We start from the raw sequence: 11451 nt of genomic DNA, 5'->3' as shown, positions 1-11451 counted from the left end.
GGGTACTTCCTGGGGGCTGGCATCGCGTGTGTTTCTCCCTTCCGCCAGCACGATCATGCTGGCTTCAGGGTCTCCAAGAAAGCCGGAGCGGTTCAGTCCTGAGCCGGACCGATGAGATCGGAACCCAGCCCGATCCGTACTCCGGCCTCCTTGGCGACAGCGAGCGCCTCCGCCATCCGCTCACGGACACCGATCACACGATCGCGGGTCGACTCGCCGAGGCCGGCTCCAGCGCTGTCATGCAGCAGTTGCTCGACGACAGCGAACGTAGGCACAAGGGCAACCCCGCGAGTGGCCATCAGGGTGGCCGTGGACTCGTCGAGGTCGGTGCCATGCTCGACACAGCGCACCCCGGCCTCGACGGCGTTCCGAATGCCGTCGTCGTTGTGGGCGTGAACCGTCACATAGGTGCCCCGTGCCGCGGCTTCCTGGACAGCGACGGCGATCTCCTCAACGGTGAACTGGGTGTCGGTCAGCCGGTCGTGCGCCCCAACCACCCCGCCGGTCACACAGAGCTTCAGGAAGGAGGCTCCGCGACGGAAGGCCTCGCGCACGTTGCTCCGCAGCTCGTCTGCGTTGCCCGACATCATGGACAGAGCGCACAGACCCGGAATGTGATGGCTGCTCCACAGCTCGGTGGGTTCCCAGTCGGCTCCGTAGTAGCCGTGCCCACCGATCTGGCACTGAACCGGTCCGCACGACAGGACACGCGGCCCCCTGACCTTGCCCTTCGCGATCGTGGTGACGAGGCCGCCGTCGACCCCGCCGGTGTCCCGAACGGTCGTGAAGCCGGCATCGAGCGTCGCGCCGGCCGTGGCGAAGATGTCCGCCGCGAGCTCAGCGGCACTGATCTGAAACGAGAACTGCGGCTGGATCAGGCTCGACAAACCCAGGTGAACGTGAGCGTCGATCAAGCCAGGCGTCATCGTCAGCCCCTCGGCATCGAGGCGCTCGCCGTGTGCGGCCGCGGCACCAAGCTCGGTGATACGCCCGTCTTCGATGGTGACGTTGACGTCGCTGGGGTCGCGACCTGATCCGTCGACGACCGCCGCGCCGACTACCTGAACACGTCCCACGAGTCGTTCCCTCCGCCGTTGCGAGCAGGCTGCGACCATGTGTGACGTAACCCGGCACTGGCAGCGCTTCTTTTCCAATGGATAAACTGTGGGGGTGATCCTGTCAAGCACAGAACGCAAGAGCGACGCACGGGAGCGTCTCCTCGCTCGGCTTCTCGACGCCTTCGGCGAGGGCCTGCCCGCACCGGAAGTGTCGCTCCGTGAGATCGCCGCCAGGACCGAGACCAGCCACGCCCTCTTGCGATACCACTTCGGGTCACTCCCGGGTGTCTTGGCGGCCATGCTCAAGGCACAGCGATCCCGTGACAACGAGGCACTGCTCGAGGTCGCCCAGCAGGGCACCTTCGACGACCTCGTCATGGCGATCTGGCGGGCCTACACCCGCCCGGAGCAGCTGTCGCGTGTCCGCGGCTTCTTTCACGTCGTAGGACTGGCCGCGTACAGCCCAGAGGACTTTCGTGAGTTCATCGACTCGCTCGACGACCTGACCAAGGTGCTGGCCTCGCGCGCGGAACGTGGAGGGGTCGACACCGAGGAGGCGCTGACTTTGGCCACCGTAACCATTGCCGCGATCCGTGGCCTGCTCTTACAGGAGGTTCTGACTCCAACAGCTCACTCGGAGGACGCGGTCGTCCTGATCCTGCGCATGAGCAAGGCCCAATCCGTTCCACGGACACGCCCGGGGCATTGAACAGGGCGTCAGGTTCAGCCGCCGTCCGGCCCATCCAGCGGACCGCTCGCCGCGGTGAGGTGCAGGAGCATGTGCAACTCCAGCGCCCGCTGCGGCGAACGTCAGCCCTCGCTGAGCAGGCGGTCGGCTGCGGCCAGTCGCTGGTAGAGCGTGTTGACGTGGATCGCCAATGCGGTGGCTGCCGGGCGGGCGCGGAAAGACCCGACTGGCGATCCGCTGTATGACGAGGAGCTGTATCGCGGCTGGCACCGCTACATCTTGGAGGCCAGTACCAGCCAGGGCGGGCAATGGGAGAGCCGTACCGAAGCGCTGTTGGTGGTCCAACCCGCCCCCGGAACGCCCACGAGGCCCTGTTCGACCCGCGTAACGAAACTCCCGCACCCAATCCCACGCCAGCGGGAGCATGTAACGAAACGCCGAGGCCCCGCAACCCCGCGAACACGCCGAATCAGCCCATCTGTCCGCTATCGCCGAGGAACACACTCGTGACGCTGATGAGGTTGAGCGTCACCCGTGCCCGCGATGCGCTGTCGCGCCGGGTTCGCCGTGCCGGTCGCGTTCGGGCGCGGTGGCCGGCACCTACCACACCGGCCGCTTCACCAAGATCCCCCGGCTGGCCAAGCTGCTGCGGGTGATCACCCCGGCCGACCGCGGGCCCGGGCAGCCGTGGCGGCCGGGCACGCCGCCGCCCGCACCGCTGCGTGACGATGGGCCCTCCGCCGACATCCGGATCGGCTACGCCCGCTGCTCCGCCCTCACCCAGGAACTGCAGTCACAACTGGACGCGCTGGCCGCGCACGGGATTCCGCGGGAGAAGATCTTCGCCGAGAAAGATCTCAACTCGGGTGAAGGTGCGCCCACAATTCGAGGCGGCGCTCGCGCTGGCCCGGCAGATCAAGGCGCACGCCCCGCACTGCCGGGTCATCCTGACGGTGTATGAGATGAAACGGCTGGGCCGCGACGCCGCCGAACTCACCGCCCTGGCCGACCACCTGACCGCGCACGGCCTGGTCCTGGAGATGCTCGCCGGGCCGCCGGCCGGGATCTACGATCCGTCCGGGCCGGGCCGGATGCTGTTCGCCTTCTTCGCCGCGATGGCCGAGACCGAACGCGAGGCCATCCGCGAGTCCACGCTGGAGGGCCTGGACGCCGCCGCCCGCAAGGGCAAGCACGGCGGCCGCCCCCCGGTGATCCTCGACGACATGCTGCACACCGTGCTGCGCCGCAAGGCCGCCGGGGAACGCGTCGAAGACATCCGCAAGAATCTGATCATCCCGACAGGGAAACGCAGGGGCGAGAACCCGTCCCTGGCCAGCATCTACCGGGCCCTCGCCGAGCATGACAAGACCCAGACCTACCCCGAAGCCGTCGAGGCGGCCCACGCCGACTTCGCCCTCCTGCAAGGCGACGACATCCCCCGACCCCGCCCGGCCCGCATCCGACGCCCGGGCCAGGCGCTGACAGCGGAGGAAGCCGAACTTCGCCATCGCCTGCAGAGCCAACCTCACCCGGACGCGGAGCTCCGATAGCTCGCGCGATCAGTCCCGGCGCTGTCAGCCGATCAAAACCCGCAAGAGGCGTTCGCGCTGCTGCTCGTTCAGCGCGCCGACACGTTGTTTCTCTGCCACCCCGCAGGTGGCCATCAACGCCGCGACCTGGGCCGGCCCATACCCGGGAACGGCCCGCAGCACCGCAACCACCCGTGTCCTGCCGATGAGATCCTGCCCGCTGCGCTCGAACACCTCCGCCACACTCACCGCGCCGCGGGCCACCTCAGCCAGCAGCGCACGACGCGCCGTACGCACCTCGGCCGCCTTCGCCAACGCCTTCGCACGCTGCTCCGCCGTCATCGCCGGCAGGGCCATCAGGCACCTCTCCTGCAGAGATATCGGCTGGTCAGCAACTCCCGCCAGAGATCACGACGAAGCCGCCGTCGATCATCATCCCGCACAGCTTCACAACATGTGACACCAAACCCGGTTCACCGTTCCACTCCTACTGGCAGGCCAGGTTCTGGCCCGGGACGTGGTCTGCCTCCTGGACGTGCCCACCCACAAGACCGGCACCGCGTTCACCAAACCGGTCGATCCGTTGCTGGGCAAGGCGATCGAGGCATGGGAGGCCACTCGGCCAAGCCAGCCGACCCTGACGGACCGCAAGACCGGCGACCAGGTGCACCTGCTGTTCGCGCTGCGGGCCACGCGATGGACACGACCTACATCAACAGGACGATCATCCCCGCCCTATGCCGCAAGGCCGGAGTTCTCGCCGCGGACGCGCGGGGCGCCATCACCAGCCACCGGGCGCGGTCCACGATCGCCAGCCAGCTCTACAACGCCAAAGAGCCGATGACCCTGTTCGAGCTGCAGGCATGGCTCGGACACCGAAGCCCGGAGTCGACCCAGCACTACGCCAAGCTCACGCCGAACACGCTGGCCAGAGCCTACAACGACGCCGGCTACTTCGAACGCAACGTGCGCACCATCGAGGTCCTCGTCGACCGGGACGCCGTCACCTCCGGCGCCGCCGCGAATGGCGAGCCGTGGCAGTACTACGACCTTGGACACGGCTACTGCACCTACACCTTCTTCGAGCAGTGCCCACACCGAATGGCCTGCGCCCGCTGTGACTTCTACACGCCGAAGACGTCCAGCAAGGGCCAGCATCCGCTGGAGGCCAAGGACAACCTCCAGCGGATGCTGGCCAACGTTCCACTCACCGACGATGAACGAGCGGCCGTCGACGATGGCCAGGCCGCCCTTGACCAGCTTCTGGAACGTCTCGCCGACGTCCCCACGCCGTCCGGTGCGACCCCGCGCCAGATCAGCGCCCCGGCCCAGGCGACCCTGCTGCCGGTCATCGAGATCAACCGAAGGCCGACCTAATCGGGCTACGTGCCACAGCTCAGTTGGTGCCGCACCCATTCTGGATGGGTGTCGCCGACCTCGATGCTGTTCTCGTCGAGAGCGTTGGCGATGTGGAAGTGACCCACATCGAAGACGAACTCCACCGCAAGGGTGCCGGCCGCCATGTCACGACCTGATGGCTGCCATCCAAGGAGAGCAACCTCGCGCAGTTCCTGGCCGACGAACGGCTCAAGCCGTTCGTCGGTGCTGGACCACACCGGGGTGAGCTCGTCATCCTCCTCCCAGCCGGTGATCGCAGCCGTTGTGTCGATGGTGTTCCAGCCGATCGACAGCTCATCGAACTTCGAGTGGCTGACCTCTACTTGAACACCGTCGAAGTCGAGGACGACGGGACAGTCGGCATACCAGTCCCCGTCCTCGACGAAACGCACGAGCGCGAAACCAATCAGACGCCGACCACCAAGCGCGGCCAAGCCCTGCCCGTGTTCATCGTGGATAGCTCGGAGTCCGACAAGAAAGGTCGGCTCGAAGCCGGAGATACCCATCACAACAGGCGATTGTCCAGGTTCAACGCGGCACCGGCCAGTCGATATCGACTGCCGAGCCGTAGTGCCACGCTTGACAAATCAGATTCCACATAATGCGGGGCAGCACGACGAAGCCGCTCAGGTCGTCGCTGCGTCGCACGATCGACACGGCCAGGCCCAGCACCTTCCCGGCCCAGGTCACCAGCCGTCCGGCGTAGCCGCCGTCGGCCCAGACCAGACCGATCGTGGAGAACTTCTGGCGCAGCAGCGCCAGCACCGGATGTGCACCGTACGGTCCTGCACCGACGCGGCGGTGACCATCACGCACAACAGCAGCCCGAGCGTGTCGACCACGACATGCCGCTTCTGCCCCTTCAGCTTCTTGCCCGCGTCATACCCGCAGGCCGCCGCCCCGACGGTCTCGGCCGCCCGGACCGTCTGTGAGTCCACGCAACCGGCCGTCGGCAGCTCACCCCGTCCCACCAGAACGCGCAGACGACCACGTAGCCGCCCGGCCAGCCGTTCGGGCAGACCACGCCGGGACCAGCGCATGAAGAACGCATATATCGCCTCGTGCGGCGGGAAATCGACCGGCAGGGCCCGCCACTCGATCCCGTACCGGGTCACGTGGTTGATCGCGTCCAGCATTGCGCGCAGGTCATGCACCATCGGCCGGCCCGTGAGGGCGACCAGCTCGGCCATCACGCCTCGCGCCTCAGGCTCCAGCACCTGCCATTCGATGTCGGTGAGATCCGACGGGTATGCCGGTTTCCGGTCGCGACATGCGCATCCGGGTGAGGCGCAACCGCTGGCGTTCACGGCTGCGGGCGTGTAGACAGACAACCACGGGCTCCTGGCCGCTGAGCTGCTTAGACAACACCTCAGCTACCAGGAGCCCGCTCCCGTTCACCGGTCAACGGCCCAATGATGACCGCACCTCGACGCTCTCGTGACTTGAGCCTCGACACCAAAGCCCTTTGTCAGCAGGCTCTTACACAGCGAGCGGCGGCATTGACCCTGGTCACTGGGATCCGTCAGATGGCGCCGCTGCGACACACCGTCTGACAGCGACGAGGTTGTTGACCTTGTACGCACCCTTCTTGGTGCAGTCGTTGCACAGACCGCCTCACATCGGCGGGTGCTATCTCGTCATAGGGGTATGAACAGGATAAAACTCCGGCACGCCAGTCTCGGCCTCTTGGCCGTGACCGCGCTGTACACAGGTATCTGGGCCTATTTCTCGCCGGAGGGCTGGCATGCGAGTTTCCCCGGCTTCGGACGGAGCTGGCTGCCGCAGCTGGCCCCTACAACGAGCACCTGGCCAAGGACGCCGGGGCGATGTTCCTGGCGCTGGCCGTCTTGACGATCATCACCGTGCGCTACGTACGCAATGACCGGGTCGTGCAGATGACGGGTGCGGTGTGGCTGGTCTTCAACGTGCTGCACCTGATCTACCACATGCAGCATCTCCACATGTACGAGACGAGCGACCAGGTACTCAACGTCATCGCCCTGTCCTCGCTGGTGGTGCTGTCGCTCGTCCTTCTGGTGCCGTCACTCCCTGGACGGCGAGACGACACACGATGACGGACCGCAACAAGCGGGCAGGGGGAGGCGCGGCATGCGTGTAGCAGTGGCAGGCGGAACCGGGCTGGTCGGCCGCTACGTGGTCGAGGAACTGGCCGCGGCGGGACAAGAGCCGGTGGTGCTGTCCAGATCACGAGGCGTGGACCTGGTGACGGGCGCGCGACTCGATGCGGCCATAGCGGGTGTGGAGGCGGTCGTCGACGTGAGCAACGTGACGACCATGAACGCCAAGAAGGCGCTGTCGTTCTTCGACGGCGTCGGCCGCACCCTCCTGGACGCCGGTGAGCGAGCCGGCGGCGCCGACTCGCCGTGGGAGCTCGCGAGCGCGCGGGTGTGTTCTGCAGCCGAGTGATGGCCGGAGCCGCGGCTGATGGGTGTGCCGCGGTGTGGCCTGGTCAGCGCGGGCCCGGGAACTCGCCGAGACCAGGCCGCAGAGCAGCGAAGCCGTCGGCGTTAGTGTCCGGCCGAGCGTTCGCGGCCGCGCTCGCGTTCGTAGGCGGCGTTGATGCGCAGCGCTTCGGCGAGCTGGTCTTCCAAGATGATGATCCGGCAGGCGGCTTCCACGGGGGTGCCCTGGTCGACGAGTTCTCGGGCGCGGGCGGCCAGGCGCAGCTGGTAGCGGGAGTAGCGGCGGTGCCCGCCGCTGGAGCGTTTCGGTTCGATCAGATGGGCGGTGCCCAGAGCCCGCAGGAACGTGGCGGTGACGCCGAGCATCTCGGCGGCCGCGCCCATGCTGTAGGCGGGGTAGTCCTCATCGTCGAACCGGTCTTCGGCCGTGGCTGCGGCCGTATCCGTGATCCTGCCATGAGCGAGCGTGTCACCCTCGGCAGCCGAGCGACGTTGATCCATGCATTCCCTTCTCATCACGCGTACAGGGGCCCCGGCACATGCTGCGCCGGGGCCCGAAGAGTTCAACACCATCTACCGGCCATCGGCCGGCTTACTGTTGTGCGCATCCACCCTGTTGTGCGGCGTTGATGCGCGGATCGCGGATGCGTGACCGTAGACCACCTTCCCATCTGTGGAACTGCGGTACCCGAGCGGCGAGACTTCAGCCGGCGACGGGCGATCCTGATGGCGTCAACACTCCCTTCATCTCTCTTGCGGACCACTTTCCAACTTCACTTCGGCAGCGCGTCCACGCTCTGGGCCCCTTACCACTGCGCTGGCCCGTCACGTCCGACCTTCTGCCGTCAATCTTCACCTTCGGCCTGCTCCGGGCAGTTCGTCGTCATGCCGTTGATTACTTCTGCTGCCCGGTGGATCCGTTCCTTGCGATGTCAGAAACCATAGTACCCACACTCGCGAATGTCTACCATGGCGAAAGTATATTTTCGGCTCCGGGCGTGGCAGCCTTCCGGCCTGAGTGGTACCTGTGCACAGGCATGACAGATGCATGAGCGCCGCGATACGGGGGAAGGCCAGCGGGAGAGGTGAGACGCGGTGGACGACGCCGAGTACGGCTACAACCTGAACGTCACGATCAGCGACCACGGCCACTGCGCGGCCCTGACCGTCTGCGGCGCACCAGGGCGCTCCTGACCTCCTGCGGGACCACGCTCGGCTTGGTGAGCCATCACCGCCATGGCGATGACCGTCGGCCAGGCCGTCGAAGCGTTGGCTCCTGGAACAGCAGCGTGGCCGACCAGGCAGGACCGCGATCCGCTCTTCGGTGGGCCCGCCGCCCCAGGCTCCTACCAGCGGGTAATAGCGCGGCGGAAGGGCGGTCAATCGCCGCCCGCCCGCCAGGGGCAGCGCTTGTCAGGGCCCGCGCCCTTGGTCGCCTCGCTGACGTGCTGCCGTTTTCCAGCCATGGCCGAGAAAGAACTTCCTCTGGAGAAGTCACCATCCACTCAGACCCGCGGCGACGTACACAGGAGAGCAGAACCGTGGAGAGGTCCGAGAGCTTTCCGGATTACCGGCGAAGCTGGGCAGTGATCACCTTCAAGGGCCCGTTTGACCCGGCGACGGTGACCGACCTGCGACACGAAGCGCACCAACTACTGGAGGAGGAGGGGTCGCGGCTCATCATGGAGGTGAGCCGGCTGGACGGTCTCGGCCCCATCGGCGTCAGCGTTCTGGCCGACCTGTCACACCGGATACGGGCTCGCGGCGGCCGGCTGGCCTTGGCCGGCGCCCAAGAACCCGTCCGACAGGTCCTTTGCGAGAACGGGGTGACCGGCCTGATTCTGGCGTTCGGCTCGGTGGCCGAGGCCGTGCTCAGTCTTGACCGTGTCGGCCAGGACGAAGCTGAGGAGGGGCCGGGAAGCGAGCTTGATGCCTGAACAACGGCTTCCGCTCGCAGCGCGGCCTGCCGATGGCTACGTCGAGCGTGGATGTCGGGCTGGAGGTTAGATCTTGCCCGGTGGTGGGCTCTGGCCGAAGGTGAGCCCTGCGGGTCCGCCACCGCGGCGGTCTGCCGGTCAGGCGCTTGCCTCCAGCCGGGTCAGGGCCGCCCTGCGCCGATCCTGGGCCGGCCGGCCGGTCGGATGCGGCGGCCCGCCGGGTGGCGGCGGCTGATCGTTCTTTCTCGGCTGGAGGAGTCGCGGTCGTCGCGGCGGTGTTGCTCGCCCGTGATGCCGGTTGCCGTGCGCCGGTTGCCGTGTGCCGCAGTGGCGTGGCGTCAGCGCTCCATCGTGCTGAGCGGTTCAGCCTTTGGTGTTGACATTCGCGGTTGGTGGTTTCTTATAATCCGAGTTGCAGGTTTCCTCGTACAGGAGGGACAAGGAAGTTCGAGCCGAAGAGCGGCTCGAAGGTCTTCGGAGGTGACGATGATGCTGCTGACGTCGATCGACCCGTTCGTGCAGGAGTTCGAGCGTCAGTTCAACCGACTGACCCGCGAGGCCGCCGCGCAGAGCAACGGCGCGGCCATGCCGATGGACGGGATCCGCCGCGCCGACGATGTGGTGCTGCGCTTCGATCTGCCCGGCATCGATCCCGACTCCATCGAAGTCACCGTCGATCGCGGAGTGCTGTCGGTGACCGCCCGCCGCGAAGAGGAGTACGGCGAGGAAGAGCGGCTGTTCGTCCGCGAACGGGTGATGGGATCCTTCACCCGGCGCGTCTACCTGTCCGAGCACCTGGACGCCGACGCGATCGAGGCCGGCTATTCCAACGGCGTCCTGGCCGTGCGCATCCCGGTGCTCGAGCGCGCCAAGCCGCGCAAGGTGACCATCCAGCAGGGCGGCGACACCCCCAGGGCGATCAAGCGCTGACGCCCACCCGGGAACAGCGCAGCCCTCAGCGATACCAACGCTACGACGGGCGCGATCCCTCTCCGCGGCGCAGAGCACGAGCGCGGAGAGGGATGCCGCACCCGTCCGATGCCCGCCGGCATCACCACCCGGGCGAAGGGAGCCCCGATGAGCTTGCCCATCGATGACCAGCACGCGGCCCTGTTCACCGTGGGTCAGGTGGCGAGCATGCTCCAGGTGCAGCAGGCTTTCCTGCGCCGCATCGACGACCACCACCTGGTCTCCCCGCACCGCTCCACCGGCGGGCAACGCCGCTACAGCCGCCACGAGATCGAGCGCATCCAGCAAGTGGTCACCATGAAGGAGGCCGGCATGACGCTGCCCGCCATCCGCCACATCCTCGAACTCCAGCATCAGCTCGCCCAGATCACCCGCGAACGAGACGACCTGGCCCGCCGCCTGATCGATCTCCAGGACGACACGCAAGTGTGAGGAGCACCCGTGCGCCAGCGGCGAGCGGCAGTTATGAGCAGGCGTTCGGGACGCGGGGCCACCTCGCCCGGGCGGCGACGTCAGTCATCGGGGCGATGACCGATCCGTCATCTGATGGCATCGCGGGCATCAATGCCATTCAGCCGGCACGGTTCATCGAGCGGTGAGTGGCTCAAAGTGCTCAACTCCGTCATTGGCCTGCGGAAGCACTCTCAACTTGGGGGCATCGCGCCAGCCTGTGCGGAGGCTTGCAGGCGCTTCGCCACGGTCGCGATCTGGCTGGGCGCCGGTCCCCTCGTGCTGGTCGTGGCGGGCCGCGCAGGACCGGCACCACGCGGCGCGATCCAGCGGGTGGACAGGTGGCAGTAATCAGACCGGAATCGCCGACGCCGAACGCGCCGGTGCCGGAACCCGAGCGGCGCGACAGGCCGCCGACGCAGTCCTGGCCGAACTGATCCGCGCGGTGCACGCCGATTTCGACGGCACCTACGGTTCCCCGAGCATCACGGCCGAACTCCGTGACAAGGGCATGACGATCAACGAGAAACGCGTCGCGCGGGTGATGCGGACGTACGCCATCGCCGGTCCTCGACCAGCTCTAACCCTCCACCAGCCCTTCAGCAAGGAACCATCTATGCGCGCCATCATCATCGGAGCCGGCATCGCCGGCCTGGCCGCCGCCCTGCGGCTGTCCCAGATCGGCTGGGACATCCTGATCATCGAACGCGTCCCCACCCGGCGCAGCGGCGGCTACGCCGTCACCTTCGACAGCTCGTCCTGCTCATCGAGCTCCGTCAAGGACTTCCCGACGTCATCGACCACCCGCTCCTGAAGGGCAGGGTCGACGCCGAGCAGAACCGCATGACCCTGAAGAATCCCAACTTCATGGGCGCCAAACACGTCGCCGACATCACCCGGGCCGTCATCGGGGTGTGTCAGAGAAAATGCACCAGATAGGGCTAAAAACACCTATCAGTCACGAGAGGGGTTATAGGGGATCCTGGCGTAGTTCGCGCC

At 67.0% G+C, this 11451-nt stretch carries 16 protein-coding genes and 1 pseudogene; 11 read left to right on the top strand and 6 right to left on the bottom strand.

Going from position 1 to position 11451, the window contains the following annotated elements:
- Nucleotides 1–92 precede the first annotated feature (92 nt).
- Nucleotides 93–1076, bottom strand: coding sequence for an amidohydrolase family protein (locus tag AB0I15_RS66040; RefSeq protein WP_358120798.1), 984 nt, complete (start codon nt 1074–1076; stop codon nt 93–95).
- Between the two features lie 94 nt (nt 1077–1170).
- Between AB0I15_RS66040 and AB0I15_RS66035 the strand changes: the two genes are divergently transcribed.
- From AB0I15_RS66035 to AB0I15_RS66025, 3 genes are all read left to right on the top strand, one after another.
- The gene (locus AB0I15_RS66035; protein WP_358120795.1) at nt 1171–1767 is read left to right on the top strand and encodes a TetR/AcrR family transcriptional regulator; all 597 of its coding nucleotides are present in this window, start codon (nt 1171–1173) and stop codon (nt 1765–1767) included.
- Nucleotides 1768–2335: 568 nt separating this feature from the next.
- Nucleotides 2336–2707, top strand: a complete 372-nt coding sequence (locus AB0I15_RS66030; protein WP_358120793.1) for a hypothetical protein — start codon at nt 2336–2338, stop codon at nt 2705–2707.
- Nucleotides 2613–3296 carry a recombinase family protein gene (locus AB0I15_RS66025; RefSeq protein ID WP_358120791.1) on the top strand — a complete coding sequence of 228 codons (684 nt, stop codon included), beginning with the start codon at nt 2613–2615 and terminating at the stop codon, nt 3294–3296. The genes AB0I15_RS66030 and AB0I15_RS66025 overlap by 95 nt, the downstream gene beginning before the upstream one ends.
- 24 nt (nt 3297–3320) lie before the next feature.
- On the opposite strand, the gene mihF is transcribed toward AB0I15_RS66025, so the two are convergent.
- Nucleotides 3321–3632, bottom strand: a complete 312-nt coding sequence (gene mihF / locus AB0I15_RS66020) for an integration host factor, actinobacterial type (RefSeq protein ID WP_358120789.1) — start codon at nt 3630–3632, stop codon at nt 3321–3323.
- Between the two features lie 339 nt (nt 3633–3971).
- Between mihF and AB0I15_RS66015 the strand changes: the two genes are divergently transcribed.
- A complete protein-coding gene (locus tag AB0I15_RS66015) occupies nt 3972–4652 on the top strand; it encodes a tyrosine-type recombinase/integrase (protein WP_358120786.1) in 681 nt (226 codons plus the stop codon).
- 5 nt (nt 4653–4657) lie between these two features.
- On the opposite strand, the gene AB0I15_RS66010 is transcribed toward AB0I15_RS66015, so the two are convergent.
- The 3 genes from AB0I15_RS66010 to AB0I15_RS66000 are packed head-to-tail and all read right to left on the bottom strand — an operon-like array spanning nt 4658 to nt 5980.
- Nucleotides 4658–5179, bottom strand: a complete 522-nt coding sequence (locus AB0I15_RS66010) for a hypothetical protein (protein WP_358120783.1) — start codon at nt 5177–5179, stop codon at nt 4658–4660.
- Nucleotides 5180–5201: 22 nt separating this feature from the next.
- Complete coding sequence (locus AB0I15_RS66005; RefSeq protein ID WP_358120781.1) at nt 5202–5438, bottom strand: hypothetical protein; 237 nt, start codon at nt 5436–5438, stop codon at nt 5202–5204.
- Nucleotides 5360–5980, bottom strand: a complete 621-nt coding sequence (locus AB0I15_RS66000; RefSeq protein WP_358120810.1) for a transposase — start codon at nt 5978–5980, stop codon at nt 5360–5362. The genes AB0I15_RS66005 and AB0I15_RS66000 overlap by 79 nt, the downstream gene beginning before the upstream one ends.
- Before the next feature lie 519 nt (nt 5981–6499).
- Between AB0I15_RS66000 and AB0I15_RS65995 the strand changes: the two genes are divergently transcribed.
- Both AB0I15_RS65995 and AB0I15_RS65990 read left to right on the top strand, forming a co-directional pair.
- Complete coding sequence (locus AB0I15_RS65995) at nt 6500–6748, top strand: hypothetical protein (RefSeq protein ID WP_358120778.1); 249 nt, start codon at nt 6500–6502, stop codon at nt 6746–6748.
- Nucleotides 6749–6782: 34 nt separating this feature from the next.
- Nucleotides 6783–7100 (top strand): NAD-dependent epimerase/dehydratase family protein, encoded by a 318-nt coding sequence (locus AB0I15_RS65990; protein WP_358120775.1) that lies wholly within the window; start codon nt 6783–6785, stop codon nt 7098–7100.
- 101 nt (nt 7101–7201) lie between these two features.
- Here the strand turns inward: AB0I15_RS65990 and AB0I15_RS65985 are convergent, their stop codons facing one another.
- Nucleotides 7202–7480, bottom strand: coding sequence for a MerR family transcriptional regulator (locus tag AB0I15_RS65985; RefSeq protein ID WP_358120807.1), 279 nt, complete (start codon nt 7478–7480; stop codon nt 7202–7204).
- 1157 nt (nt 7481–8637) lie between these two features.
- Between AB0I15_RS65985 and AB0I15_RS65980 the strand changes: the two genes are divergently transcribed.
- From AB0I15_RS65980 to AB0I15_RS65960, 5 genes and pseudogenes are all read left to right on the top strand, one after another.
- Nucleotides 8638–9033 carry an STAS domain-containing protein gene (locus AB0I15_RS65980; RefSeq protein WP_358120773.1) on the top strand — a complete coding sequence of 132 codons (396 nt, stop codon included), beginning with the start codon at nt 8638–8640 and terminating at the stop codon, nt 9031–9033.
- Between the two features lie 486 nt (nt 9034–9519).
- Nucleotides 9520–9963 (top strand): Hsp20/alpha crystallin family protein, encoded by a 444-nt coding sequence (locus AB0I15_RS65975; RefSeq protein WP_358120804.1) that lies wholly within the window; start codon nt 9520–9522, stop codon nt 9961–9963.
- A 147-nt stretch (nt 9964–10110) separates the two neighbouring features.
- Nucleotides 10111–10434, top strand: a complete 324-nt coding sequence (locus tag AB0I15_RS65970; RefSeq protein ID WP_358120770.1) for a MerR family transcriptional regulator — start codon at nt 10111–10113, stop codon at nt 10432–10434.
- A 412-nt stretch (nt 10435–10846) separates the two neighbouring features.
- Nucleotides 10847–11020 (top strand): annotated as a pseudogene (locus AB0I15_RS65965) (IS3 family transposase); the annotation flags it as partial.
- Nucleotides 10997–11266, top strand: coding sequence for an FAD-dependent oxidoreductase (locus AB0I15_RS65960; protein ID WP_358120801.1), 270 nt, complete (start codon nt 10997–10999; stop codon nt 11264–11266). The pseudogene AB0I15_RS65965 and the gene AB0I15_RS65960, both read left to right, overlap by 24 nt.
- Nucleotides 11267–11451: the final 185 nt, after the last annotated feature.

The organism is Nonomuraea sp. NPDC050643 (assembly GCF_040654715.1).
GTDB lineage: Bacteria > Actinomycetota > Actinomycetes > Streptosporangiales > Streptosporangiaceae > Nonomuraea.
Note: the sequence above shows the minus strand (reverse complement) of the source record. Positions and strands in the feature narration are given on the sequence as shown.